This window comes from Arthrobacter sp. NPDC058127 (assembly GCF_042884555.1).
In the GTDB taxonomy this organism is placed as follows: domain Bacteria; phylum Actinomycetota; class Actinomycetes; order Actinomycetales; family Micrococcaceae; genus Arthrobacter.
Window position 1 is genome coordinate 123,360 of the sequence record NZ_JBHVTT010000007.1, and the last position, 25,430, is coordinate 148,789.

Annotated in this window: 28 protein-coding genes; 20 read left to right on the forward strand and 8 right to left on the reverse strand. The window is 62.3% G+C overall.

The features are described from left to right. Positions 1-77: 77 nt before the first annotated feature. The 4 genes from ACFVTG_RS12205 to ACFVTG_RS12220 all read left to right on the forward strand — a co-directional run bounded on the left by ACFVTG_RS12205 (position 78) and on the right by ACFVTG_RS12220 (position 3,963). Positions 78-1,016, forward strand: coding sequence for a dihydrodipicolinate synthase family protein (locus ACFVTG_RS12205; RefSeq protein ID WP_284755902.1), 939 nt, complete (start codon positions 78-80; stop codon positions 1,014-1,016). Beyond that, positions 1,009-2,799, forward strand: a complete 1,791-nt coding sequence (locus tag ACFVTG_RS12210) for an NAD(P)-binding protein (protein ID WP_390280720.1) — start codon at positions 1,009-1,011, stop codon at positions 2,797-2,799. Before ACFVTG_RS12205 ends, ACFVTG_RS12210 begins: the two co-directional genes overlap by 8 nt. Next, positions 2,796-3,563 carry an SDR family NAD(P)-dependent oxidoreductase gene (locus ACFVTG_RS12215; RefSeq protein ID WP_390280722.1) on the forward strand — a complete coding sequence of 256 codons (768 nt, stop codon included), beginning with the start codon at positions 2,796-2,798 and terminating at the stop codon, positions 3,561-3,563. Before ACFVTG_RS12210 ends, ACFVTG_RS12215 begins: the two co-directional genes overlap by 4 nt. A gap of 154 nt (positions 3,564-3,717) precedes the next feature. Continuing rightward, positions 3,718-3,963 (forward strand): hypothetical protein, encoded by a 246-nt coding sequence (locus tag ACFVTG_RS12220; protein ID WP_390280724.1) that lies wholly within the window; start codon positions 3,718-3,720, stop codon positions 3,961-3,963. 88 nt (positions 3,964-4,051) lie between these two features. Here the strand turns inward: ACFVTG_RS12220 and ACFVTG_RS12225 are convergent, their stop codons facing one another. The 3 genes from ACFVTG_RS12225 to ACFVTG_RS12235 form a co-directional block, all read right to left on the reverse strand. Next, positions 4,052-4,357, reverse strand: coding sequence for a hypothetical protein (locus tag ACFVTG_RS12225; protein ID WP_284755909.1), 306 nt, complete (start codon positions 4,355-4,357; stop codon positions 4,052-4,054). Between the two features lie 496 nt (positions 4,358-4,853). Beyond that, positions 4,854-6,122: an amidohydrolase gene (locus ACFVTG_RS12230; protein WP_390280726.1), complete on the reverse strand. Its 1,269-nt coding sequence runs from the start codon at positions 6,120-6,122 to the stop codon at positions 4,854-4,856. A 151-nt stretch (positions 6,123-6,273) separates the two neighbouring features. Further along, the gene (locus ACFVTG_RS12235) at positions 6,274-6,885 is read right to left on the reverse strand and encodes a PadR family transcriptional regulator (protein ID WP_390280728.1); all 612 of its coding nucleotides are present in this window, start codon (positions 6,883-6,885) and stop codon (positions 6,274-6,276) included. A 206-nt stretch (positions 6,886-7,091) separates the two neighbouring features. Between ACFVTG_RS12235 and ACFVTG_RS12240 the strand changes: the two genes are divergently transcribed. Both ACFVTG_RS12240 and ACFVTG_RS12245 read left to right on the forward strand, forming a co-directional pair. After that, a complete protein-coding gene (locus tag ACFVTG_RS12240) occupies positions 7,092-7,586 on the forward strand; it encodes an SRPBCC domain-containing protein (RefSeq protein ID WP_390280730.1) in 495 nt (164 codons plus the stop codon). A gap of 9 nt (positions 7,587-7,595) precedes the next feature. Further along, positions 7,596-7,883, forward strand: coding sequence for a YciI family protein (locus ACFVTG_RS12245; RefSeq protein WP_284755914.1), 288 nt, complete (start codon positions 7,596-7,598; stop codon positions 7,881-7,883). 454 nt (positions 7,884-8,337) lie between these two features. Here the strand turns inward: ACFVTG_RS12245 and ACFVTG_RS12250 are convergent, their stop codons facing one another. The 3 genes from ACFVTG_RS12250 to ACFVTG_RS12260 form a co-directional block, all read right to left on the reverse strand. Next, a complete protein-coding gene (locus tag ACFVTG_RS12250) occupies positions 8,338-9,222 on the reverse strand; it encodes a helix-turn-helix transcriptional regulator (RefSeq protein ID WP_390280732.1) in 885 nt (294 codons plus the stop codon). A gap of 119 nt (positions 9,223-9,341) precedes the next feature. Further along, positions 9,342-9,713 carry a hypothetical protein gene (locus ACFVTG_RS12255; protein ID WP_390280734.1) on the reverse strand — a complete coding sequence of 124 codons (372 nt, stop codon included), beginning with the start codon at positions 9,711-9,713 and terminating at the stop codon, positions 9,342-9,344. A gap of 153 nt (positions 9,714-9,866) precedes the next feature. After that, positions 9,867-10,865: an aldo/keto reductase gene (locus tag ACFVTG_RS12260; RefSeq protein WP_390280736.1), complete on the reverse strand. Its 999-nt coding sequence runs from the start codon at positions 10,863-10,865 to the stop codon at positions 9,867-9,869. Between the two features lie 194 nt (positions 10,866-11,059). Between ACFVTG_RS12260 and ACFVTG_RS12265 the strand changes: the two genes are divergently transcribed. From ACFVTG_RS12265 to ACFVTG_RS12280, 4 genes are all read left to right on the forward strand, one after another. After that, the gene (locus ACFVTG_RS12265; protein WP_390280738.1) at positions 11,060-12,688 is read left to right on the forward strand and encodes an ATP-binding protein; all 1,629 of its coding nucleotides are present in this window, start codon (positions 11,060-11,062) and stop codon (positions 12,686-12,688) included. Then, positions 12,685-13,356 carry a response regulator gene (locus tag ACFVTG_RS12270; RefSeq protein ID WP_390280740.1) on the forward strand — a complete coding sequence of 224 codons (672 nt, stop codon included), beginning with the start codon at positions 12,685-12,687 and terminating at the stop codon, positions 13,354-13,356. Before ACFVTG_RS12265 ends, ACFVTG_RS12270 begins: the two co-directional genes overlap by 4 nt. Before the next feature lie 93 nt (positions 13,357-13,449). Then, entirely contained in the window at positions 13,450-13,932 is a 483-nt protein-coding gene (locus tag ACFVTG_RS12275; RefSeq protein ID WP_390280742.1) for an SRPBCC family protein, read from the forward strand. Then, positions 13,929-14,246: an ArsR/SmtB family transcription factor gene (locus ACFVTG_RS12280; RefSeq protein ID WP_390280744.1), complete on the forward strand. Its 318-nt coding sequence runs from the start codon at positions 13,929-13,931 to the stop codon at positions 14,244-14,246. Before ACFVTG_RS12275 ends, ACFVTG_RS12280 begins: the two co-directional genes overlap by 4 nt. Positions 14,247-14,266: 20 nt before the next feature. Here ACFVTG_RS12280 and ACFVTG_RS12285 read toward each other — a convergent pair whose 3' ends face one another. Then, on the reverse strand, positions 14,267-14,581 hold the full coding sequence (locus tag ACFVTG_RS12285; RefSeq protein WP_390280746.1) for a hypothetical protein: 315 nt from the start codon (positions 14,579-14,581) through the stop codon (positions 14,267-14,269). Between the two features lie 117 nt (positions 14,582-14,698). Here ACFVTG_RS12285 and ACFVTG_RS12290 point away from each other — a divergent pair, with 117 nt between their 5' ends. The 9 genes from ACFVTG_RS12290 to ACFVTG_RS12330 all read left to right on the forward strand — a co-directional run bounded on the left by ACFVTG_RS12290 (position 14,699) and on the right by ACFVTG_RS12330 (position 22,827). Beyond that, positions 14,699-15,517, forward strand: a complete 819-nt coding sequence (locus ACFVTG_RS12290; protein WP_390280748.1) for a hypothetical protein — start codon at positions 14,699-14,701, stop codon at positions 15,515-15,517. Between the two features lie 173 nt (positions 15,518-15,690). Continuing rightward, positions 15,691-16,851 carry an extracellular solute-binding protein gene (locus ACFVTG_RS12295; RefSeq protein WP_284755962.1) on the forward strand — a complete coding sequence of 387 codons (1,161 nt, stop codon included), beginning with the start codon at positions 15,691-15,693 and terminating at the stop codon, positions 16,849-16,851. Further along, positions 16,848-17,810, forward strand: a complete 963-nt coding sequence (locus ACFVTG_RS12300) for an ABC transporter permease (protein ID WP_390280750.1) — start codon at positions 16,848-16,850, stop codon at positions 17,808-17,810. The genes ACFVTG_RS12295 and ACFVTG_RS12300 overlap by 4 nt, the downstream gene beginning before the upstream one ends. Continuing rightward, entirely contained in the window at positions 17,810-18,661 is an 852-nt protein-coding gene (locus tag ACFVTG_RS12305) for an ABC transporter permease (RefSeq protein WP_390280752.1), read from the forward strand. Before ACFVTG_RS12300 ends, ACFVTG_RS12305 begins: the two co-directional genes overlap by 1 nt. Before the next feature lie 31 nt (positions 18,662-18,692). Next, entirely contained in the window at positions 18,693-19,772 is a 1,080-nt protein-coding gene (locus ACFVTG_RS12310) for an ABC transporter ATP-binding protein (RefSeq protein ID WP_390280754.1), read from the forward strand. Next, positions 19,769-21,316, forward strand: a complete 1,548-nt coding sequence (locus ACFVTG_RS12315; RefSeq protein ID WP_390280756.1) for an inositol monophosphatase family protein — start codon at positions 19,769-19,771, stop codon at positions 21,314-21,316. Before ACFVTG_RS12310 ends, ACFVTG_RS12315 begins: the two co-directional genes overlap by 4 nt. Next, the gene (locus ACFVTG_RS12320) at positions 21,297-22,148 is read left to right on the forward strand and encodes a DUF6454 family protein (protein WP_390280758.1); all 852 of its coding nucleotides are present in this window, start codon (positions 21,297-21,299) and stop codon (positions 22,146-22,148) included. Before ACFVTG_RS12315 ends, ACFVTG_RS12320 begins: the two co-directional genes overlap by 20 nt. A 56-nt stretch (positions 22,149-22,204) precedes the next feature. After that, a complete protein-coding gene (locus ACFVTG_RS12325) occupies positions 22,205-22,381 on the forward strand; it encodes a hypothetical protein (protein WP_236815494.1) in 177 nt (58 codons plus the stop codon). A gap of 143 nt (positions 22,382-22,524) precedes the next feature. Further along, positions 22,525-22,827 (forward strand): DUF4193 domain-containing protein, encoded by a 303-nt coding sequence (locus ACFVTG_RS12330; protein ID WP_059388261.1) that lies wholly within the window; start codon positions 22,525-22,527, stop codon positions 22,825-22,827. Positions 22,828-22,932: 105 nt separating this feature from the next. Here the strand turns inward: ACFVTG_RS12330 and ACFVTG_RS12335 are convergent, their stop codons facing one another. Further along, complete coding sequence (locus ACFVTG_RS12335) at positions 22,933-24,411, reverse strand: HNH endonuclease (protein ID WP_390280760.1); 1,479 nt, start codon at positions 24,409-24,411, stop codon at positions 22,933-22,935. 467 nt (positions 24,412-24,878) lie between these two features. On the opposite strand from ACFVTG_RS12335, the gene ACFVTG_RS12340 reads away from it, so the two are divergent. Beyond that, complete coding sequence (locus tag ACFVTG_RS12340; RefSeq protein WP_390280762.1) at positions 24,879-25,424, forward strand: hypothetical protein; 546 nt, start codon at positions 24,879-24,881, stop codon at positions 25,422-25,424. Positions 25,425-25,430: the final 6 nt, after the last annotated feature.

Consider the following 25,430-nt stretch of genomic DNA (forward strand, 5'->3'; position numbering starts at 1 on the left):
ATCGGCATTTCACAGCAAATTGATCCAACCGTAACGTGAGTCACCTCAGAACTCATCCAATGCAGAGGAGTACTTCCATGACACCTTCACCCCTTTCGATTTCAGGCGTTATACCTGCCCATTTGCAGCCGTTCACAGCCGATGGCCGCTTGGACGAGGTAAACCTAAGGAAGCATCTACGTGCGCTCTTGGATGTTCCCGGGATCTCTGGGATCACAACCAACGCCCATGCCTCGGAGACGGCAACGCTGACTCAGGATGAACGCGCCCGTCAGCTGGATATTGTGCTCGAAGAAACTAACGGGCGTGTGCCTGTTATCGCCGGTATCTATGAAGACGGATCAACCAAAGCCGCGGCAGCTGCGGCTCGGGCACAGCAGGCCGGCGCTGATGGCCTGCTGGTCTTCCCGTCCGCGGTATTGGATGGCGGCGGCTATCAGCGTCCGGAAATGGCGCGCGGGCACTTTGGCGAAATCGCCTCATCAACGGATCTACCGTTGATTGCCTTCATCTATCCCAACTTTTCGGCGTTGCGGTTCACCGTGGACGGCATCACGCAGCTGTGTGCGGAAATCGACACGATCGCCGCCGTCAAGGAATGGTCCAATGACATTGTCATTTACGAGCGGACGTGGAGGGCGCTGAAATCACTCGACAGGGACGTTGCGGTCTTGTCTAGTTTCAGCCGTTCCCTGTTCAGTTCCCTATGTGTGGGGGCCGATGGCATTCTCTCGGGTCATGGCAGCATTGTGGCCAGCCTTCACGTCCGGCTTTGGGAGGCTGTCAACAAGCTGGACCTCGCCGAAGCCCGTACGGTATGGGACCAGATCTGGCCGCTCGCCGAAGAATGCTACAAGGAACCTCTTCTGGACGGACACAACCGAATGAAGAACATCCTGGCATTGACGGGCGGCATCGATGAGGCTTATGTGCGCTCTCCGTTGCAGCCGCTCAGCGACGAAGAACGGACGGCCTTGCGCGCGGCTATAGCGGAGTCGGGACTTGTCCATGCCTGACGTGCAGACTTCGGCATTGTTTACTCCGATCTTTATCGGAGGCGTCGAGATCAGGAACAGGGTGGTCATGCCTCCCATGACGACCAGATACTCCACGAATGCGGGTTTTGCTACCTCTGCCACCGTTGCCTATTATCAAGCGCGCGCCCGCGGAGGCGTAGGGCTGATCACCGTCGAAATGGCAGCACCTGAGGTTGCCGGACGTCACCGGTTCCATGAGCTGGGCATCTATGATGACAAGTTTCTGCCGGGATTGGAAACGATAGTCAAGACAATCCACGATGAAGGTGCCCGTGCGTCGATCCAGCTAGGTCACGGTGGCAGCAGGGCTCGCCGTGCGGTCTCGCAGGTGCAGCCCATCGCACCCTCCGCCATACCAACACCCGTCTTTGAAATCGAAAAGGAAATAGCCCATCCCGAAGCGATGACCAAAGAACGAATCGAGGAAACAATCGGAGCGTTCGTCTCCGCCGCCGCACGCGCCAAACGGGCCGGCTTCGATATGGTGGAGCTTCACGGAGCACACGGCTACCTGATCGCGCAGTTCCTCTCTCCATCGGAGAATGTCCGTACGGATGAATTCGGCGGATCGCTGCGAAACCGGGCTCGTTTATGCCTTCGAATCATCGAAGGCATAAAAGCCGCAGTTCCAGGGTTGCCGGTAATTTATCGACTTGGCGCCGAAGACTTCTACGCCGAAGGCTTACACGCCGAGGACGCCTATGCTGTAGCCGAATGGGCTGTCGAAGCAGGAGCCGACGCGATCAGCGTCACGGCAGGACACTACAAGTCCCAACCCGGCGCCGAGGTGATGATCCCGCCCATGGCCTACAAGGAAGGAATCTTCCTGGACATGGCCGCAGCCGTCAAGGCGCGGGTCAAGGTCCCCGTCATCGGCGTCGGAAGACTGGGCGACCCAGAGATAGCCGGCAGGGCCATAACCGAGGGAAAGCTGGACATGACGGCCGTTGGCCGTCCGCTCCTGGCAGACGCGGAATGGGTCAACAAAGCCAGAAACGGGGAACCTGTTCGCAGCTGTCTGTCATGCAATCACTGTGTGAACAACATGCGAGGCGGTAACAACCTGTCCTGCGTCGTCAACCCAACCACTGGCCGGGAACTGGAGTTCGCAGCCGGTCGTCGAACGGCGACCGGACGGAAAATCGTCATTATCGGTGCCGGACCGGCCGGTCTGTCATACGCATCGCTAACCGCCCCCGGTAACACGGTCAGCGTTATCGACAAACGAGGCCAAGTGGGCGGCAATTTCCTACTGACGGGGAAGGCCCCCACCTTCAATGACGTTGAGGCCACGGAGCCGAGCTTCGCGGCTTACATCTCCAACCTGGAAAATGAATGCAGACGGGCCGGCGTCAGGTTCCATCTTGGTAAAGCTGCGCAATCCAGACCCGAACTTCTGCACGAAGCCGATCTCGTCGTCATCGCTGCCGGAGCTCGATACCGGGCCGGACTTGGTCCTTTGGTGGAGAAAATCCTGAACACGGCGTTCATGAAGTCAGGAGCCGTCAAGAAGGTTTTCAGCAACCAGAAAGTTCGCGATTTCTTTTACTACAGGCTACGCGTCGGGAGGGGAAATTCCCTCGTCCGTGCGCTCGGCCTGGGGGATCTCCCGAGCGACAGACTCGTAATCATCGGTGACGCCGCCCAAGCAGGTAAGGCGCGCGAGGCGATTAGCAGCGCGTTCGACGCAGCACTAAGGCCGCTACCAGCCGCAAACATTGATTCTCTACAGTTCGAACGAAACATCGGAGTGCAAAAATGAATACCTCGCTTAAAGGAAAGACCGCCATTATTACCGGTGCCGGTCGTGGCATTGGCAAGGCAATCGCCGCCCACCTCGTTGCCCAGGGTGCGAAAGTCGCAATCATCGACATCGACGCTGCGACGGCGGCTGACACTGCCGCCGAACTGGGCGGATACAGTGTCGCCGCTGACCTCACGGATCCCGCCTCTGTGCAACAGGCCATGGACGATGCTTCACACCAGCTCGGAGGACTGGACATCTTCGTTAATAACGCTGGAGTCTGCAACCCTGGTGAACTGCTGTCCGGAGATATCGGCCTCTGGGACAAGCAGTTCGCCGTGAACACACGAGCTGCCTATCTCTGTAGCGTCGCTGCCGCCCGAAAAATGATCGCCCACGAAAACCGTGGCTCGATCGTGATCATCACGTCCAACTGCGCAAGCAAACCTAGATTGGATCTTGCCGCATACTGCGCGTCCAAAGCGGCCACACAGATGATGGCGCAGTGTCTAGCGTTGGAAGTAGCGGGACACGGCGTCAGGGTCAACACGGTAAACCCCGGATCCTGCGAAACCGAAATGCAGCGCGAACAGTGGGCGCGGCTGGGAGTAGGACCCGAACGCCAGATCGAGGGGGATCTCAACGCCTTCCGCACCGGGATTCCGTTGGGCAGGCTTGCCCAACCGCAGGACATCGCCAATACCGTGGCTTTCCTGGCGTCCGACGAAACCAGCTTCGTGACTGGCCAGTCCTGGTATATCGACGGCGGCCAAACTATCTAATTGCTCACCCAATAAGTGGCCATGGAGACGGGTCCCGGCAGTCACTCTCGCCGCGGGCCCGTCCGGTCGCAGAGAATTCTCGACACAGTCAGACGCCTGTGGAGAGTGACCAATCAGGACTGTCCTCACAGGAAGTAGACCCGAGCGGAGAAAAATGAGTTTTCATATCCAGTCTGACTGGTTGCCGTTAGTTGGTGAAGTCGTCGAGGTGCGCCTGCATAACGAGGTCGTCCGGCACGGCATCGTTGATGCCGTCACCAACGACAACTCGATTCTCTGGCTTGCCGTGGATGGCGTGAATCCACGCACCATGGTGCAAAGGTGGGATGGCTATGAGATCTGGATCGACTACAAATGGGAAAAGCCCAAAAAATCTCCGGTAAGTCTTCCTGCATGGTAGAAGAACGCGTGGTCGCTACAAACATTCAAATCTTAGGGAGCACTCACCTGGCAGTCATTCCCGAGCGCGAGCCGCAGCAGGCGAGCGGTCAAGCGGCCATCACGGCGTCAGCCGATGACCGGATGGAGATGTTGACATCTGACTGTTGGGGATCGATCAGGGCCGGAAGGCGGCGGGATTGCGAGCAGCGGCGGAGCGCTTCCATTGCCGCCGAGTCGACGTTGGCCCCGCTGACGTCGATTTCAAGGGCCAGACCATGCATGAGGGCGTTGGCCCGCCTCGCGACTACATAGAGGGCGTGAAGGCTCCGGGAGGTTAGCCGCCCGTGGGCTGTGATGCGGACCTGGGCACCATCGATGTCCATTTTTACGAGAAGCCGGATTTTTTCGGTCATGAGTCCTCTTCCGATCAGGAACCGCGACGCTGCGGTCCGGAACAAACACTAAACGGAGGATGTGACGCAGGCAACAGTTACTCCAGTTGTCGGCTTAACTGATTGCGAACCATCTTTTCTGGCTGGGCCATGGCCCTTCAGGGAATCCTGGCATAGGGTTTGACCCACTACCCGCTGGCTGTCCCACTGGGTTTATACGCACGATGTGGGCGTCCGGGCATGAACTTTGAACGCGGGATCTGGCCGACGCCGATTCCCGAATGATGAAGACGTGAGGGAGAAACATGACGCTTGCTCGTGCTGGACAACGAATAGCTACTCATCGTCCCTGTGTTCCCGCAGCGCTGCCAAGGGTACCGGCTTGTGGGCGGTGCGGCCCAGGGTTTCCGCTGACATTCCATGAATATGTTCCGGCGGTCTATGCGGCCGATGGCAGCGGATTGCGTCCGCCGTCGGCAAGCTACAGCTGTGCACGATGCGGTACAAAGGATAACCATCAGGTTCCCTCGGGCTGGGCCCCGCCTGAGTGGCAGTGGTACTCCTGAGCTAGGTAGGACATTGCTGCGACCACATGGGTTTGGACGCCCATGGACAGCGTCGGGTCGATCACGGGCGCGAAGAGCGGGGAGTGGTTGGCCGGAATGTCCCGGGCCACTGTTCCGCGTTCGACGGCGGCCCGGTAGGTTTCGGGATCCACGCCGCCCAGGAGCCAGAATGTGTATGGCGCATCGAAAGCGTCCGGAATGCGGCTGAAGTCTTCGGAAGCTGTCTGCCTATATGCGGTACGCACTGAGTCCTCCCTGAAATGGGCGGCGAATGCGGCACGTACCTTCTCTGTCACAGCCGCGTCGTTGCTCGTGAGCGGGAACTGGTCGTAGTACTCGAAATCCGGGTCTTGCGGTGATCCGGCGGCAGAGCACTCGCCCCTGACTATCCGCTCAATCGCCGCGAGCACGGACGCACGAACCTGGGGGTCGTAAGTGCGGATGTTCAGGAGGAGGGTGGCGCGGTCCGGGATGATGTTCGACGTTGCTCCGGCGTTGAGCGCCCCTACCGTGACAACCGCGAAGTCGCCCGGCTTGGTCTCCCGCGAGACGATGGACTGCAGCCTGAGCACGATCGAGGAGGCCAGCACCACCGGGTCAACGGACATGTGCGGCATTGAGCCGTGTGCGCCCTTGCCGTACACCGTGATCTTGAGCGAGTCCGCGGCGGAGAGGACGGGGCCGGCCGTTGTGGCGACCATCCCTGCCGGGATCGGCATCACATGTTGGGCGAAGGCGACGTCGGGCCGCGGCACTTTGGCGACGAGTCCGTCGTCGAGCATTGCTTGGGATCCTGCCCCGATCTCTTCGCCCGGCTGGAACAGCGCGACGTACGTCCCGGACCAGGCTGTCCGCCCGTCGGCCAAGAGCTTGGCAGCGCCGAGCAGCGCAGCGACGTGCAGGTCGTGCCCGCACGCGTGCATGACCCCGTCCACGGTCGACGCATAAGGTAGCCCGGTCGCCTCGGCGACAGGTAGCGCGTCCATGTCCGCGCGGGCAAGCACGGTTGGTCCGTCCCCGTTTGTGAGGATCCCGACGACGCCGGTGCCTCCGACGCGGGTTACTGCATAGCCGAACGCGGCGAGCTTCCCCTCGACGAGCTTCGAAGTCCTATGCTCCTCGAGGCTCAGCTCGGGGTGTCTATGCAGGTCCATATATGTGTCCTGGATCCAGGCGAGTTCTGTGCCAAGGCCTGCCAGGACTGCATCGCAGCCGCTCATGGACAATCGCTCTCAGTAGCAGTTCGGAGCGCTTGGACGAGCCGGCGCAACCGGGAAACCCAGCATAGACCCGGAAACCGAGCCGGGGGAGTGTACATTCCGAAGCCGCGAGCGGGATTACTTCCACGTCGCGGCTTCGGAAGGGGCGGTACTAGTCAGCGAGGATGTGGTACAGCGCTCGCCGGGCTTCGTCGATCTTTTCCATAGCCGCCGTACGCTGTTCGTCCGTTGCTGCGAAGCGGAATTGATGGATGACTCCCATGAGCTTTGCCACGCTCTGGTGGAACGCGGGTCCTGATCCCTCCGGATCGATGTTCCACGCATTTTCCAGCTCCTCAGCATGCTCCGCTACATATGCCTTCCCGGCATCGGTGAGTGTGAACTCGGTGCGCCGGCCTTCGCCGACAGGCGCAATGAGTTCCTCGTCAACGAGCTGCTGCAGGGTCGGATAGACGGAACCCGGGCTTGGGCGCCACGATCCCGACGTCTTCTCGGCGATTGTCTTGATGAGCCCGTATCCATTTGATGGCGCTTCGGCCAGCAGGGAGAGGATCGCGAAACGAACGTCGCCCTTGTTGGCCCGACGCGGGCCCCCGGGACCAAAGCCGGGACCAAATCCTGGTCCGAAACCGCGGCCCGGCCCAAATCCGCGGCCCGGCCCGAATCCGCCGTGTCCGTGGGGACCGCGACGGCTGCGGCCGCGTCCGAAACGTTCCATATCCGGACCGCAATCTGTGTGCCTATTGTCGTGAATGCCTTTCAAAACGGCATCGTCCTTTCAGTGTTTTGTGGGTTGCCCTCAGGCTCGCAGTTTGTTCTGCGATACTTAACGATATATCGCTGACTGTCGTTAAACAAGAGCTGGATTTGTTCGAACTTGGTCTGCGACGCAGGCCGGGGATACCCGATCGCTCTGCCGATTGCCCGCTCGGAACTTACGATGGTCGTGAACGAGATTGAGGACACTAAATGAGTGAACTACTGACGACCATCGAGGTCGAAGAATTCCTGCCGCATTCGCCTGTCAAGGTCTGGCGGGCTCTGACGGAACCCGGGCTGATCGCCCGCTGGTTGATGGAAAACGACTTCCAAGCGATCGTCGGGCGTCAGTTCCAGATGCGCGGGATTCCCGTTCCGGCAGTTGGCTTCAGCGGCTTGGTGGCAAGCGAAGTCCTTGACGTGGAAACGGAGAAGCTACTGCGTATTTCGTGGCGGGACGCGAACTCCGGAAACAGCCTCAACAGCACCGTGACGTGGTCGATCGCCGCGGAAGACACGGGCACCCGTCTGTCGCTTGTCCATGACGGGTTCAATCCCGACGAGCCGACGCACGTGGCATCGCACCGCATCATGAGCGGTGGCTGGCGAAACCATGTGCTTCCGCGGCTCGGCCAGACCTTGGCCGGACTCGACAGCACTGAATCCGACAGCGCCGAGTCCGACAGCGCCGAATCCGACAGCTAAGGGCAAACAATGCAATTCGTCGTTTTCTACAGCTCGGACCCTTCGGCACTTCCGGGGCTCCAGGCCGTCTATCCCCGGCACGTTGAATATATGCAGGCCTTCGCCGCCAAGGGCGGCCTGATCGGCATCGGGACTTTCAACAATCCCGCCGTGAACGGTTCGATGGGCATCTTCACCAGCAAGGAAAGGGCGGAGCAGTTCATCGCGGGCGATCCTTTCGTCCTGGAAGGACTGGCAGTACCCAGCGAGATCCGGGAATGGAACGCAGTAATGTTCAGCCCACAGGATCTCGCCTGACGTCGGTCAATCCGCGCAGCTCACCCGCGCGGGCTCCACGAACGCTGGCACTTTAGGCTCGATTCCCCACGCCACCCGGTGTAGTGCGGTTGCGAGCCAACCCCGGAGCCGAGACGGCCGCAGGCGCCTTGCCGGGCGTGCCGGAACAACCGGTGCCCCCGGCAAAGCACTGCGGCTGTCATTGTTCACGAGGCCAACGACTGCGCAAGCCATCATCAACGAAAAATCCATAGTCATCTTCTTCTCATCTAAGCGTGGAGCCCTGAACTGGTTGACCAGTTAGCGGCTGGAAGAAACCCGAATAATCCAAGGCGGAACCGCCGTCGTTCAAGGTTCTGTTAAAGACGCTAAGCGCTCTGGAAGACGATGTCAGCAGATGTGCCGCTCCCTGCTTTTCCTAGGACTGACGGTCCTACCCCCACCGCACGCGGCCAAGCCGCAAGGCCTTGAACCCTCAGTCCGAGATCGACGCCGGTGCCGCCAGTTCGCTTGCGGTGGTGGCCGCCCAGCTCGCGAGCAGTTTCAGGCGTTCGTCGCTCGCTGACCCGGGTTCCGCGGTGTACGCGAACATCGTCCACCCGGGGTTGGCCGGCAGTTCCATTGCCTCATAACTGAGTTCGAGGTCCCCGACCACCGGGTGGTGCATTCGCTTGGTGCCGGTTCGGTGGAAGCGGACGTTGTGGGCGGCCCAGCGTGTGCGGAATTCCTCGCTCCGAGTAGCGAGCTCGCCGACCAGATCGCTCAGGCCCTTGTTGTGCGGCTGCCGTCCGGCGTAACCGCGGAGGGTGGCGACGATGTCGTTCGCGCCTTGCTCCCAATCGAGGTAGAGGTTGCGTGACTCGGGGTTGAGGAACACAAACCGGGCGTTGTTCACGGGCCGGACCGGATCGGTAAAAAGGGGCGAGAAAAGGGCGCGGCCGAGTGGGTTCGCAGTGATGAGATCCATGCGCTCGTTCCGCACCCACGTCGGTGCACCCGTGATTGCGTCCATGAATCGCTGGAGGCTCGGGCGGATCTGCTGCGCGGGCGTGACCGCCCGGCGGCGGCGGGCCGGCCCGGGCTGCGCGGCCCGGGCGAGATCGAACAAGTGGGCGGTTTCGGCTTCGTCGAGCCTGAGGGCGTGGGCAATCGATTCGAGCACTTCGTCCGAGACACCTGTGAGGTTACCGCGTTCCAGCCGCGCGTAGTAGTCCACGCTGACTGAAGCCAAGGTTGCGACTTCTTCCCGCCGCAACCCAGGCACCCGGCGGTTGGCACCCACAATGAGATTCACTTGCTCGGGTGTCACTTTGGCCCGCCGCGAGCGCAGGAACTCACTCACATCGTTTCGACTGTCCATGGATTCAGGCTACTTCCGGCAGGGGACGTGTGGGAGGTCCTGTCAGTACACCGTTTAAGCACTGTGGGCGGATACGGCAGGGTGCCGTATCCGCCCACAGTGCTTAGTTGCCTTGGGGGTTAGTGACCGGGGCCGCCGGTTTCGGTTGCCGTGACCTTGAAGCTCGCATCGAGCTTGACGGTGGCGTGTGTGCCGTCCGACTTGGTGATGTGGGCTTCATAGGCGGCGCTGCCGTCGTCTTCGGTGGTCATGTTCTCCACCGTGGCGCCGGAGTTGGCGGCCAGCACGGCGGCCTTGACCTTGCTTGCAGTGTCGCCGGTCAGGGCCGTTTCGTTTCCGTGCGTGCCACCATCCGCGGGGGCGGATGGGCTGGCAGTTGAGGTGTCGGTGGTTGCGGCGTCGGCGGGAAGTGCCATGGCCGTGAGGGCTCCGCCGCCTGCGACCGCGCCGATCAGGGCAGCGCCCACTGCGATTTTCCGGACTTTGTTCACGATGTTGCTCCTTAGAGGTTCAACTCCGAGGGGTTCGAAGCTGTATCCCATCCTCGAAGCCCACACTTTGGCCCCTCTATACCTGTGCTGTGCCTGAACTGTGACAATTCCGCCTGGCTCACAGGATCCGGTTGCGTGGCACCACGCGAACGCCTAGAGGTTGGTCATCCGTTCTGCGGCGTCGTTGTAGCGCCCGCCCTGTACCTGGATCTTCGAGGCGGCATCCTCGATTTCGCCCAGTTCCGCGGCGGACAGTTCGACGACGGCGGCACCGATGTTTTCCTCCAAGCGGTGCAGTTTGCGCGTTCCGGGGATCGGGACGATCCATGGCTTCTGCGCCAGGAGCCATGCCAAGGCGATCTGGCCCGGAGTAGCACCCTTGCGTTGTGCGATGTTCGCGAGCAGTTCGACGACGGCGGCATTGTGCTGGAGCGCTTCCGGCGCGAACCGGGGGATGGTGCTGCGGATGTCGTTGCCGGCGTCGAAGCTCGTGGCCGCGGTAATGGTACCTGTCAGGAAGCCTTTGCCGAGTGGGCTGTAAGGGACAAAACCGATGCCCAGCTCCTCGCACGCGGCCAGCACTTCCTCCTCGGGGCGGCGCCACCAGAGGGAGTATTCGCTTTGGACGGCGCTCAGGGGCTGGACGGCATGCGCCCGGCGGATTGTTCCCGCAGATGCTTCGGACATGCCGAAGTGCTTCACCTTGCCGGCCTCGATCAGTTCCTTGACCGCTCCCGCCACGTCTTCGATGGGAACGTCGGGGTCCACCCGGTGCTGGTAGTAGAGGTCGATGGCGTCGACGCCGAGCCGGCGCAAAGAGCCGTCCACAACATCCTTGATGACCTCCGGGCGGCTGCTCACGCGCCCGCTTGGCTTGTGCTCTGCGGGATCGATATCCCACCCGAACTTGGTGGCGATCACCACTTGGCCTTTGTACGGGGCGAGGGCTTCGCCCACCAGTTCCTCGTTGGCATACGGGCCATAGATTTCGGCGGTGTCGAAGAATGTCACGCCCCGGTCCACGGCGGCTCGGATCAGCGAGATCATTTCCTGCCGGTCCGGCTTGTCGCTGTATCCACCAGTCATGCTCATGCAGCCCAGTCCGACGGCGGAGACCTCCAAGCCGTTGGTGCCCAGTGTGCGCTTTTCCATCGTTCGTCCTCCCGTGTCGTGAATCCAGTGTCGTGAAACAAGATCCAGCCTTGCCGTCAACACTAGGGACGCGACGGTACTGCCAGGGAGTCCCTGTCAGTACCTCTCTCAGGAGAGATAGTGGCCGTGAACTTTGTCACATAAGCTACTAGGAGAGTAGGAAGAGGTTGGCGGTGCACCCAGAGTTGCGTGGCTTGCGATTTTTCGGCGCGCGCTGGAAGGCCCGGCCCCTTGCCTCCCAGATCCTGGTGTGGTTGCTCTGCATCCTCTTTGTGACAGTCACGTTGGGCGCGCTTCTTTACACCCAGATCAGCAACCAGACCCTCGAAGACCAGTACCGGCTCCGGGCGCTGGGAATCGCCACGACGGTGGCGCAAATGCCGGAGATCGTGACGTCCTTGGGGAACGGAGATCCCACGCACTCGATTCAGGCGATTGCGAGCAAGGTCCAGTCCCAGGCACAGCCGGACTACGTCGTGGTCACCGATCGGAAAGGTGTCCGGTACTCCCACCCGAATCCAAACCTCATCGGGCAGACCCTGGAAGAACCCGTCGCCGTACTTGACGGGCAGACCCATGTCGGAATCGACAAAGGCAGTCTCGGTGACTCGGTCAACGCCAAGGCGCCGGTGCGCGCGGCGGACGGGACCGTCGTCGGGCAGGTCTCGGTGGGAATCCTTGAGACCACGGAAAGCAGCGAGCTCACCAAACAGGTGTTGCTGATTGCCGGTTATTCAGCAGTGGTGCTGGTGATCAGCGCCATGGGTTCGGCCCTGCTGGCGCGCAGGATCAAACGGGTCACCTTCGATCTCGAGCCGGTGGAGATCGCGTCCCTGCTGCAAGAACGCGAAGCCCTGCTGCACGGCATCCGTGAAGCGATGATCGGGTTCGACGACGACGGCCGGGTCACCGTGATCAACTCCGAGGCGCGCTCCCTGCTTCACCTGGAAGAAAACGTGCTGGGAGAGAAGATCGAGGATCTCCTGCCTGCCGGGAGGCTTCGTTCCCTCTTGACCGGCCAAATCAGCGGTTCCGACCAGATCGTGATCACCGAGGACGCCTTGCTGGTGGTGAACCGGATGTCCGTTGCCTTGGCTGGAAGGAGCATAGGTTCGGTGGTCACATTGCGCGACCGCACCGAGGTTGAGGGCCTGGTGCGTGACCTTCGCTCGGTCGAAGGCCTGATGGAAGCTTTGCGCGCACAAGAGCATGAGTACGCCAACCGTCTCCACGTGGTGGACGGACTGTTGGAACTTGGAGACGTGGACCAGGCCCGGAATTTCGTATCGCGGATTTCGGACACCTCGCGCTCACTTGGCGAAGGACTGCGCTCGCGGATCGAACCGCCGGAGCTCGCGGCCCTGCTGCTCGCGAAAATCACCGTGGCCGCTGAGCAGGATGTCGAGATATCGGTGACTGACGACTCGCAGCTGCGCCAACCGTTCCTCGAAACTCAAGCGCTGCTGACAATCGTCGGGAACCTCCTGGACAACGCCGTCGAGATCCTCGCCGAGCAACCCGCGCCCCGTGAGGTGACCATCCAGCTGGACGATTCCTCGGGCATTTTCATCTGCGTGACCGACAATGGGCCCGGCGTTCCTGCAGAATTGGTGGGCACGATCACCGCCGACGGATTCACCACCAAGGAACCGCGGCCGGGGATGCGACGTGGGATAGGCCTTGCACTGGTGAGCCGGATCGTTCACCGTGCGGGAGGCACCATGGATGTTTTCCCGGGCCCCGGGGGACGCTTTGAAATTTGGTTACCGGAGCCGCACATGGAATCCGAAACCACCGTCATGACAGGAAAATCGATCGAATGATCCGCACCTTGGTAGTCGACGACGACTTCCGCGTAGCGCGCATCCACGCTAGCCGCGTGGCCAAAATCGAGGGATATGAATGCGTCGGCGAGGCCCACACCGCGGCGGAGGCCAGGGAAGCGGTGCAGCGGCTCAAACCAGACCTGCTTCTCCTTGATGTCTACCTTCCAGATGAAGACGGAATCAGCTTGCTGCGGTCCCTTCAGGGAGCCGGCGAAAAACTCGACGCCGTCATGATCACTGCCGCCCGGGACCTTGAGACCGTAAGGGCTGCCATGCGTGGGGGAGCGGTGTACTACCTCGTCAAACCGTTCGGCTTCGAGCAACTGCAGACCCAGCTCGAGGCCTATCGGCGCTGGCGGCAGGAGGCGGAGTCCCGGACCGTGGCCGATCAGGCGACCGTGGACCAGCTCTTCAGCCTGCGCCGGACGGCTCCCCCTGCCAAAGGACCCCGGCGCCTGCCACCCACCATGCAAAAAGTCCTCGACATGGTGGTTCACTCCACGGAGCCTTTGGGGGCCTCGGAGATTGCGGGTACCGTCGGCATCAGCCGCCCCACGGCCCAGCGCTATCTCAGCGAACTCGAACGCAAGGGACTCGTTGACCTCCATTTGGCCTATGGGTCGACGGGGCGCCCGGTGAATACGTACCTGCCGCGCAAGGGTTGAATCCGGCGGCCGCTATCTGCAACCTAGGGGTTGCTCTTTCGATGGGTTAATGCAACCCTGTAGTTGCAGTAACTGACTGAAAGGAACAGAATCATGACTATGACTGCAAACCAGGCCTCCGTCGTCGACGCCGGCGAATTCACCGTGAGGCGCACCATCACCATCGCGGCACCAATCGAGAAGGTTTGGGCCGCGATCACCGAAGCCGAGCACATCGCGCGGTGGTTCGGACAAACCGCCGTCCTCGACGAGGTCGCCGTCGGCGCCCGCGGTGTCTTCTCTTTCGAAGGATACGGTGCGTTCCCGGTCCTGATCGAGGAACTCGACCCACCGCGAATGATCGCCTACCGCTGGAGCAACGACGACGCGCGCGGTACCCAATCCGCCGAGGTCGACCCCGACCACTCGACCGTATTCCGCTTCACGCTTGAAGCGCTCGACGGCGGAACGCAGCTCACCGTCGTCGAGACCGGCTTCGACACGACGAGCGATCCGGCCTTCAACATGGAGAGCCACCGCCAGGGCTGGGACTCGGAACTCGACGAACTGGCCGCTTATGTCGAGGGTGGGTCGTGACAACGAGCACCCTGGTTCCAGTGTTCGCCGCGCTCGGAGACGAGACGAGGTGGAGCATCCTGGTTGCCCTCGGCGAAGGCGACGCATCGGCGTCGGCCCTCGCCGGGCGGCTCCCGGTCACCCGACAAGCGATCGCCAAGCACCTCGCCGTGCTGCAGGAAGCGGGACTCGTTGAATCGCTGCGCGTCGGTCGTGAACTGCGCTACAGGGTGCTCGGCTCGCAGCTGAGCGAAACGGCGCGTAGCCTCGATCGCATCGGCGCCGAGTGGGACCGCCGCCTGGCCGCGATCAAGCGGATCGCGGAAGGGTTGTAGTTCTTCGACGACGGGGTGGGCTAAGTCGAGCGCCGGTTGCGCGCTTGGTGCGCCAGCTGGACGAAGCCATAGACGAAGGCGGCCTCGATGAGGACCATCAATCCGAGCCACAGCAATTCGCCGGTGCCGATAAAGTCGATGATCCCGACGAGGACCAGAATGGTTCCGAGGACCAGCGTGTAGACGGCGAAACCAAATGCCACCCTTGCGCTCCGCACACCCGTCTGGAAGCCAAAACCCAAAGGTTCTCCTCCCGGGTAGCCCTGGACACGATCGTGTCCCGCGGGCTTGAGCCTGTCGAACTCGTCCCAAGGATCCTGATCCTGATCGGCCATAGTTCCATTATCCCGCGAATCGGGCGGGGTTGCTTGGGGGACGCGTTGCCGTGCCAGCCCGCCGCGCCGCGTGTCATATTCGGGAAACGCTCGGGAAAGCCATGAACAATGGGGGCCATGATGCCCGAAGAACTCACCGCTAGCCCGCGGGCCAAGGACACCGTAGCTGTTGGCGATCAACTGCAGAACGCCGTCTCCCGAGCCTCTGCCTCGAAAGTACCCGAGGTAACCGTCTTGTTCTGGGTAGTGAAGATCCTCACCACCGGGATGGGCGAAACGACATCCGATTTCCTTGTCCACCGCTTCGAGCCCGAGATCGCTTTGGGCCTCGGGTTCGCGGCACTGGTGATTTCGCTGGTCCTGCAGTTCCGTGTGCGCCGGTACATCCCCTGGGTGTATTGGACCGCCGTCGCGATGGTCAGTGTGTTTGGGACCATGGCTGCGGATGCCGTCCACGTCGGGCTTGGCGTCCCCTACCTGGCGTCGACCCTGTTCTTCAGCGTGGCGCTCGCCGTCGTTTTCCTGCTCTGGCACCGGAGCGAGAAGACCCTCTCCATCCACAGCATCACCACCCGGCGTCGGGAGTCCTTTTACTGGGCTGCGGTGCTGACAACCTTCGCGCTCGGTACGGCTACCGGAGACCTGACTGCCTACTCGCTGGGCTTGGGCTACCTCGCCTCGGGCATCATGTTCGCGGTTGTCATCGCTATTCCGGCACTCGCCCATTGGCGTCGGCTGTTGGCGGCGATCCCGGCCTTTTGGTTCGCGTACATCCTGACCCGTCCATTGGGGGCGTCCTTCTCCGATTGGACCGCCGTTACCCCTGACCGAGGGGGACTCGACTGGGGCACCGGCCCCGTCAGCCTGGCCCTCGCCGCGGCGATAGCCGTCCTGGTCACGTTCCTGACGATCAATTGGAAGCGAGCCCGCAAGTAGGGCGATCCGGTACCGCTCGGTTTCACCCGGATGTTCGCATGTCCTGACATATTTGCGTGAATTCTGTTTCCGGTTAACCACGGATTCATTGCCCATGACCCACTCCTTCACCTTGCCCTTGGAAGGTAGTTCCTGCACTTGGGGGACTTTTCGGTTCAAGATGAAGGAACACCATGACCAACCGCTTTCTAGCAGCGGCCGCCGTCGCCGTTGTTGCAGCCACCGCTGTGACCGGCTGCGCCCAAAGCAGTACCGCTTCGGCCCAGAACAATGGCGCCAGCGCATCCCCGGACAAGACGATCACCGTATTCATCAGCGGGGACACCAACGTCCAGAACCTGTGGGAGAAGAGCCTCGTTCCCGCCTTCGAAAAGGCCAACCCCGGCTACAACGTGAAGGTCACCCTCGATCTGCACGGCGAGCACGATGCCCAGACCCTGGCGAAACTGACCAGCGCCACGGAGCAGAACAAGGAACCTGATTTCGACCTCGTGGATGGCGGTTTTGTTTCCAAGGCCTCCGCAGCCAATCTCCTGACGTCCGTAAGTTCCCAGACGATTCCGGCACTGAACGATGTCCCGAAGGACGTCATCAAGGCCGGCGGCACGGGCGGCATCCCGTACCGCGGCTCCGCAGTGCTCCTGGCCTATGACACCAAGACGGTTGCCTCTCCGCCGAAGACCCTTGACGATCTGCTCGCCTGGATCAAGGCAAACCCGGGCAAGTTCACCTACAACTCGCCCAAGTCCGGAGGATCCGGCGGTGCATTCGTTGCCACCGTTTTGGACAAGTTCGTCCCTGCAGACGCCCGCGCCAAGATGACGGTGGGCTACGAGAAGGACCTCGAGAAGTACTGGGACCAGGGCTTCGCGACGTTGAAAGACCTCAACTCGTCCGTCTTCCAGAGCGGTGTCTACCCCAACGGCAACCAGCAGACCCTTGACTTGCTTGCCAAAGGACAGATCTCCATGGCTCCCGTATGGTCTGACCAGTTCATCACCGGCTTGACCAACGGCCAGATCCCGTCCACCGTGAAGGCCACCCAGATCAGCAACCCGTCCTTCACCGGCGGTGCGGCGTACCTGGGCATTCCCAAGTCCTCGCCCCGACAGGAGGCCGCGCTGAAGCTTGCCAACTTCGTACTCTCGCCCGACGCGCAGACCATGATCATCAAGGAAATGTCAGGTTTCCCGGCCATCAGCCTGGACAAGCTGCCGGCTGATGTGAAGGACAAGTTCAAGGACGCAGACACCAACAACCTGCGCAAGGGCTACTTCGACCAGATGGGCAAAGACCTGAACAACCTCTGGGACCAGAAGGTTCCCGGCCAGTGACAACCACGCTTCACAAGCCGGCGGAACTGCAACAAACAGTTCCGCCGGCTGGTGCCACGCGCCCCAAACGCCTGGGCCAGCGCGCCGTCGGGTTCTTCATGGCACTGCCGCCGATCCTGTTGATTGCGATCTTCGTCGGCTTCCCGATCGTTCTCGCCTTCGGGTTCAGCATCGGCCTGACCGGCGGGTTGAACCACACCATCGCCACCATTGGCCAGAACGTGCACGAGGCAGACGCCTGGTGGGGGACCCTCGCGGCGTACCAAGAAATGTTCACCAACAAACGTTTCCTCGGAGACCTCCTGGTAACCGTCATCGTGACGCTGGTCAGCACGGCGACGGTCATCTTCCTGGCCTTGGGCATTGGGCTCTACTTCAAGCTCAAGGGCGGTCGAATGGCCCGGCTTCTCTCCGGACTGGCGATCGTGCCGCTCTTCATCCCGGTGGTCATCGCCTCGTGGGCGATCTTGACGTTCTACTCCGGCACGGGTTTCCTGCGGAGTGTCTTCGCGCTCTTCGGGGTTGACTTCCCCGTGTGGGCATTCACCATGGTGACGGTCATCATCGGCTCGGTCTGGACTTCACTGCCTTTCGCTGTGCTCATGGTCTCCTCCGGGCTGCAGTCCGTGCCAAACGCCATGATCGAAGCAGCCCGCGACGCCGGTGCCGGCTCCTTGCGCACGATCGTTTCAGTGATCGTTCCCATGGCCGCCGTTCCCATCATCATCGCGACGACGTTTACTGCGATAGGAATTGTTGGATCGTTCACGGTTCCGTACTTCACCGGGCCCAATTCACCGAACATGCTCGGAGTGGACATGTCCAACTACTTCTCTGCCTTCAACCAGCCCCAGCAGTCGGCAGTCATGGCTTTCACCGTCTTCCTGATCGCCTCCGGAATCGCCGCGCTCTACGTGTGGGCAAACTTCCGTTCCGCCAAGGAACAGGGGAAGGTCTGATGGCTATTACCGCTGCTTCCCGCACCCACAGGCCGCTCACGCTGGACTCGATTGTCCGGAGTGCCCTGGTGGGCCTGTTCGTGGTCCTCATGGTCGTTTTCATCCTTGGCCCCCTGCTCTGGCTGGGCGTCCGCGCCTTCGCCGGCAATTGGACCTTCCCCAATCTCCTTCCCGATGACTGGACGCTGCGTTGGTGGCAAGTGGTGGTCAACGACGGCGCGCTCGGCATCGCGGTGCAGAACTCCTTGTTCTTCGCCCCGCTGACCGTGCTCGTGTCTGCGATCATTTGCTTGCCCGCGGCCTACGCTTTCGCCCGCTTTGATTTTCCCGGACGCAGATTCTTCCTGATCAGCCTGTTCGCGACCAACGCTTTCCCCAAGATGGGCTTGTTCGTTACCCTTGCGGCGCTCTTCTACGCGTTGAACCTCATGAACAGTGTGCTGGGAATCCTGGTGGTGCACGTGCTGGGCACGGTGGTCTTCATGACGTGGATCCCGGCGGCAGCGTTCGCTGCCGTGCCGCGCAACCTTGAGGAAGCAGCCCGCGACGCCGGAGCCTCCAAATTGCGCGTGTTCGCTTCCGTGACGCTCCCCATGGCCCTGCCCGGGATTATCGTCGCGGCCGTGATGTCCTTCCTTGCGTCCTTCGACGAAGCACAAGGAACGTACTTGGTGGGTGCGCCGGCTTTCATGACCATGCCAACCCAGATGTACAGCCTCGTGCTGAACTACCCCACCCAGGTGGCTGCCGTCTTCTCGATCCTGCTGGCCATTCCCTCCGTAGCCCTCATGCTCGCGGCGCACAAGCACATCCTCGGCGGCCAGCTCGCCGAAGGCTTCCAGATCAAATAGCGCACCGCGCTCAATGTCAGACAGAGAACCCATGACAATCCACGAACCATTGACTAAACCACCCGTCAGCCCCACGAAGCCGGGCACCCCGGCGTCGGGCGGCGGCCTCACCATCCGCGGCCTCCACAAGATCCTCGGCGGCCGCACCATCATCGACAACCTCGATCTGTCGGTGAAGGAGGGCGAACTGGTCTCCTTGCTGGGGCCCTCCGGCTGCGGTAAGACAACGACGCTGCGCATGATTGCTGGCTTCCTCGAGCCGGACTCCGGCTCCATTGAGGTGGAAGGCCAGGAGGTGTCGCACCTCGGAGCGGAGAATCGCCCGAGCGCCATGGTGTTCCAAAACTACGCGCTGTGGCCCCACATGACAGTGGCCAAGAACGTCGGCTTCCCGCTGAAGCTCCGCAAAATGTCCAAGGCCGAAATCAAGGACAGGGTGGAAGCCGTCCTGGAGTTGGTCAGCCTTTTGCACCACAAGGATTCCAAGCCCGCCCGCATTTCCGGTGGCGAACAGCAACGCGTGGCCTTGGCCAGGGCACTCGTCCAGGAGCCGAAGCTGTTGCTCCTCGACGAACCCTTGAGCAACCTGGACGCGAAACTGCGTGTCAAAGTGCGCGAAGACATCCGCAAGATCCAGCAGGAGCTGGGCATCACCACGGTCATCGTCACGCACGACCAGGAAGAAGCGATGTCCATGTCCGACCGCATCGCCGTGATGAATGCGGGCCGGATCGAGCAATACAGCACCCCGGAAGCGCTCTATGCCCGCCCGGAAACCGAATTCGTGGCCACCTTCATCGGCAGCATGAACCGTCTGGAAGGCTCGCTCAAGGACGGACTCATCACCGCGGGCCCGGACGTTCTCGGGATCCGACCCGAGGACGTCATCCTGGCAGACGCGCCGTTCGCAGGTGCCGTCCCGGCGACCGTCGAGAGGGTGGTCCCGCGCGGACACTTCCAGGAAGTGTACGTGCGCAGGGCCGACGCCGTGCTCCGCAGCTTTGTCAGCGGTGAACCCATGCGGCCCGGTCAACAGACGTATGCGGGGATCGGCAAGGCCATGACCTTCCGGGACGGACGCCTGGTAGGAGAGGCAGGTGCCGCACTGTGAGCAACACGATCGACACCAAAAGGACCCGGGCCGCGGCCCATCGGGGCGACTCCAGCAAATACCTGGAGAATACTTTGCCCGCCATAGCGTCAGCCATCGACGCGGGTGCTGACCTCGTGGAAGTGGACGTCCGGGTAACGAAGGACGGGCAGGTGATCCTGCTCCACGATGCCTCGCTGCTCAGGATCTGGAGCCTCGACGCCGACGTTGCGGACGTCGACTATGACCGCATCAGGCAACTGGGCGCCGGCGAGGAACGTATCCCGCTGCTTTCCGAAGCCCTCGAACTTTTCCGCGGCAGCCGGTCAATCTTGCTCATCGACATGGACGAGGCCGGCCCCGCAGAGGCGGCTGCCGCCGTCGTACGCGAAAGCGGCATTGAAGTGGCTTGGTGCGGGAACCTGGACGGAATGCGGATCATCCGTGCCCTCGACCGGGACGCCCGGATCTGGCTCCCCTGGAGCAAGAGGATCGCCCCGCCGGAAGAGCTGCTCGCCGAACTGCGTCCCGAGTTCGTCAATTCCGAGCACGTGGTCCTCAGCAAGGACATGGTCGAGCAGATCCACGCCGCGGGAGCAAAGGTTGCGTGCTGGACCGTGGACGACTTGGAAACCATGCGCTGGGCATTGGGACTCGGCGTGGATTCGATCACGAGCAACCAACTGGACCTGTTGCAAAGTGCCATCGCCGAAGACCCTCAGGCATGGGTATCAGCTCAGGCTCCCGGGGGACTGGCCGGAGACGAGGTTCTTGAGTCCCGGAAAGTCGCGTTGGAGCTGGCCGAATGGGCCGTCGGATACATGCGCGACGCCGATCGCGGCCAGGTCTCAACCAAGGCGCACCCCGCTGACCTGGTCACGGAAGTCGATGTCGCCGTCGAGCGCCACGTCCGCGAGGTGATTGCCACCCGCCTTCCCGGACACACTGTAGTTGGCGAGGAAATGGGCGGAGTCGCAGTGTCCGGTGCACCGTGCTGGTACCTTGATCCCGTCGACGGAACCACCAACTACGTGAACCAGATTCCCTGGACGGCGTTCTCACTTGCCTTGGCTGTGGACCGCAAGCCCGCGGTGGCCGTCGTCGCAGATCCTTGGCGTGGCGAGATTTTCGAAGGGTGGGCCGGTCACGGTGCCTGGCTGAACGGAAAGCCGCTATCGCTGGCTCCTGCGGAAGTTTCGACGGCGGCCCTGGCCGGAACCGTGGTGGCGACCGAACTCGCGGGGCACTTGCCCTGGCCCGGAATGCTGGAACTCCTGGCCGAGCTTGGCGAGCGGCACAGCATCATGCGGATCATGGGATCGGCGACCATGACGGTGGTTGGCGTAGCAGCCGGGCGTGGCGCGGGGGCAATCATCGGGAGTTTCAGCCCGATCGACCACCTGGCGGCGACGCTCGTTGTTCAAGAGGCCGGAGGCATCGTCCTCAATGCCGAAGGCGAGATGGACACGTTCCCGGAACAAGGCGGAGTGCTTGCGGCCCGTCCGGAATACTCGGCCGAGCTTTACGAACTGTGGCGCCAGGCAAATGACGACGCGGGCAACTGAGCTTCTCTCCGACGCCGTTTCCGCGATTGACCGGCGGAGCCGCTTCGAACTGCTTGGGGAGATCCTCCTCGACTTTCCGACGCACCACCCGCAGGGCATGGCGTTCGCCAAGGGACTGACCTTCTTGTCGTCCGTTGAGATCCTCGATGCGCCGCGCCCTGCGGCGGATCCGACGCTGCGCACCCCCGGGCGGGGGAACGGGCACGTGTTCGTCCTCGGGCCGGACGGTGCGCTGCTTCGCGATATTCCTGTGGGCGAGGACGCGGCGTATCACCCCGGTGGTATCGATTTCGACGGCGACCACGTGTGGGTTTCCGTCGCCGAATACCGGGCCGCGAGCAGAAGCATCATCTACACGATCGATCCGGACACCTTCGAGGTCCGCGAGCGGTTCCGCGTGGACGACCACATCGGTTGGATCGTGCGCGATCCCGGACTGGACCTGGTGTTCGGGGGAAGCTGGGGTTCCCGGCAGCTCTACACCTGGGACACGGAAGGCCGCCTGCTGGACGCATGGGAGAACCCCGGCCATTTCGTCGACTACCAAGATGCACAGCTCCTCGGTCCGGGACTCCTGCTGTGCAGCGGGATTTCCCTGTTGCCGCAGGTTGATGGTGGTGTCCTTGAACTCGGAGGACTGGCCCTCATGGAACCGCTGCGGCAAAGAATCAAACGGGACGTGCCCATCAGCGTGTTCAGCGGTGCCGGTCACGTCATCACCCGAAACCCTGTCACCGTCACGGCGGATGAATCCGGGCTGTTGATTCACGCGGCGCCGGATGACGGTTACGACGACGGCGGTACGCGGATACTGAGCTTCAGGATCATTTAACACAGCCGTGACAGACCGGAAACGGGTCCCGAACCCGGCCTCGATAGCGTGGCCGCATGATCGTATCCATCATGTCCAAGGTGAGCGCCTGGATCGAAGCTGCCTACTTCTACGACGCCGCCGAGCTGGGGGCCTCCGGAGCCACTGAAACCACCCGCTACGGCTGGCTCCCGGCGCTCAGCGGTGTGGCCATCGCAGACGCCCAAGCGCGGAAAATCCGCGCTGCGGAGTAGCAAAAACCCCGGGATTCCGGGGTTCTTACGTGGCCAAATGTCTTGTTGAACACACTATTCGTTGATGGCGTGTAGCATGCCCTAAACTGCTTCACTGAGGTGCCTGAAATGGCACTATGCAGCAACGAAAGTGAACCACAACAATGGCTACCGATTACGACGCCCCACGCAAGACCGAAGAAGAGTCTCCCGCCGAATCGCTCGAGGCCCTTCAGGCGTCGCGCGGCTCCGGTGCCCAGACTGCTGTCATCGACATCGACGAGAACGACACAGCCGAGGGCATCGACCTTCCGGGCGCCGATCTGTCCGGCGAAGAACTGACCGTCATCGTTGTCCCGGAGCAGTCCGATGAATTCACGTGTTCATCGTGCTTCCTGGTCCGTCACCGGTCGCAGATCGCGCTGGAAAAGAACGGCCTCAAGTACTGCCGCGACTGCGAAGGCTAAACCCGCACGCAAAGCAGCCCCGCTCGACTGGAACAGGCAACGCCAAACGAGTCAGGTGGGGCTTTTGCGTGCCCGCGGGACTCGACGCACTTGCGGCGCGCACCCTTAAGCGGCCCGCAGTTTGGCGGGTTGGGCGTATTTAAGCGCCTTTGCATGGTGTCGGAGCTTGCGTCGGTGGTGCCTGGAATCTGGCGCCGCCGTGGTCATGGATAGCCCGGTTCCTGGCGGGGGTGGGGCTGTTGATCGGTAGTGGTGTCCGGTTGGGGTGCTGATGTCGAGGACATGCCGTGTCCCGTGCTGGGTTGTTGCTGCTCCGGTTTGTGCTGTCCAGCCGGGGAGTTCTTTGGTGTGGTTGCAGGCTTCGCACAGGCCTGCCCCGTTCGCCAGGCTGGTGGGTCCGCCGTCGTGCCAGGGGATGATGTGGTCGAAATGCCTGATCGGCGCGTCGCAGTACGGGGTGCGGCAGGTGTCGTCGCGGGCTTGGATGAAGCGCCGCAAGCCCGCCGGGAAAAGCCGCGCCCGCGAATCGACGGCGACAAGGTCCCCGGTTCCGGGGGCCATGAAGAGGCGCCGGAGCCAGACCTTCAGATCCTGATCCTGGGCAAGTTGACCGGGTTCACCGGCCGCGGGCTGGCCGGTCGTGAGCAGGGTCCGTGCCCAGCAGGCGGGCACGATCCCGTATCCGGGGAGCCGGGCGGGTTCGCTGTCGCCCTGGAAGAGGGTGCGGTCGGTCATGACGAGCTGGACCTCAACCCCGCTGATGCCACCGGCGGTGCCGGTGGTGCGTTCGACGAGCGCGTCGGCCATGATCTGTCCCCGGGTGCGTGTGTCCCCTGTATTGCGGAGGGTGTCTGCGTGCCGGGTCAGGGCCGCGTGAACGGCCACGCCCTGGGCGACGGGAAGGAGCGCGGTCAGGTAGGTCATGGTGTCCGGTGCCGGGCGTAGGCTCACGTGCCGTTCGGTGGCGGCGTGGCTGGCGCGTTGGGTCACGGAACGGGGGTCCCGACGGTAGGCCGCGGCCCGGGCGATGGAGATGATCGTCCGGTCTCCGGCGCCGTCGAAGGTTCCGGTGTCGGCGGCGAGTTCCTCGTCCACCGCGCAGCGGTCTTCGGCGGACAGGCAGGCTGTTTCCTTGACCAAAAGGGTTGCGCGCCATTCGTTGAGCCGGCCGGTGTCCAGGGCGGCGAGGGTGTGCGGCATTTCGGTCACCAGCGTCTTCGCCAAGCCGAACAGCCGTGATCCGCGGGCCGGGGATTCCCGCCGGGCCAACGCAATTTGAGCTCCGACGCCGCGGCCGCGTTCCTCGGCCGGCACACCTGCCGCCGCGTCGGCGCTGCGCTGGGCGGCATCGAACGCGACGGCGATCCGGGCCTGGGCAGCGGCGGCCGCCGACTTCAAATCCTCCAGGGCACGCAACTGGTTGATCAGTTCAGTACTTTCGGAGCGTGGCCGAAGCGATCGCACGGCGTCGATCAGGTCCCGCACCCGGACGCCCGGGACAGCGACACCGGGGACAGCATCCGGGACCGCGCCGCCCGAAGGCGCGCCCGCTCCGATTAGCTGGGTTCCCCGATTTCCTGCCATAACCAAAGCATTTCAGGGACCTACGACATTATTAGGCCGAAAAGACCCGTCCAATCGAAAGAGCTTAGGAAAAATTTGAGGAACTACAGCGGACAGGCCATCCGTAGGGAGCAGTCGAACCGGCGGAACCATCGTCACAACAGCGTCACCGACACCCGGACCACCCCCACGCAGGCCGACCAAGACGCCGATTGCACGGCCGCTTGGCTTGTGCGCACCTGCACGGCGCGAGCCGCAGACGAGGCACCGCTCCGGCGTCGTTATCGGTGATAACGAACAGAGGCGCGAAACCGCGCTGAAACCCCGGAAAACCGCGGAAACCTGGCCGCTGAATCACGTCCCCGTGACCCTTCGCGAGGTTCATTAACAGTTGGGCGCCGAAGCGGATACGAAGCTCCTGAAAGACCCCTGACGCTCTTACGCTTGAGGTATCGGATCGCTCAAGTACTCAAGGGGAGTGGGCCAAAGTGAGAAGGTTTTACGCTTGGTTGGCGGCGTTGGCAGTGGCCGCCGGGCTTGGTCTCGTGGCTCCGGGGGCGGCGTCCGCGGCCCCGTATTGCGGAATCGTCTGGGGATCGTTGGCGAAGTCCAACCCGGCGCTAACCCAGGCGCAAGTGGTCAATGTCAGGACGGGCCAGCAACCCTGCTTTGACCGTCTGGTAATCGACCTGAACGGCGCCGTTGCCGGCTATTCAATCCGCTACGTTCCACAAGTACTCCACGACGGCTCGGGGCTTCCCGTCGAGCTGAGGGGCAATGCGTTCCTGCAAGTGACGATTAACGCCCCCGCGTACAACTCCAGCGGCAATGCCACGTTCAACCCGGCCGACAAGAACGAACTGACGAACGTCTCGGACTACAAGACCTTCCGGCAGGTGGCCTTCGCGGGCAGCTTCGAGGGATACACCAGCCTTGGCCTGGGCGTCCGCGCCCGGCTCCCCTTCAGGGTCTTCACGCTGGCCGGTCCGGGAACGGGATCGCGGCTGGTGATCGACGTCGCGCACATGTGGTGACGCAAC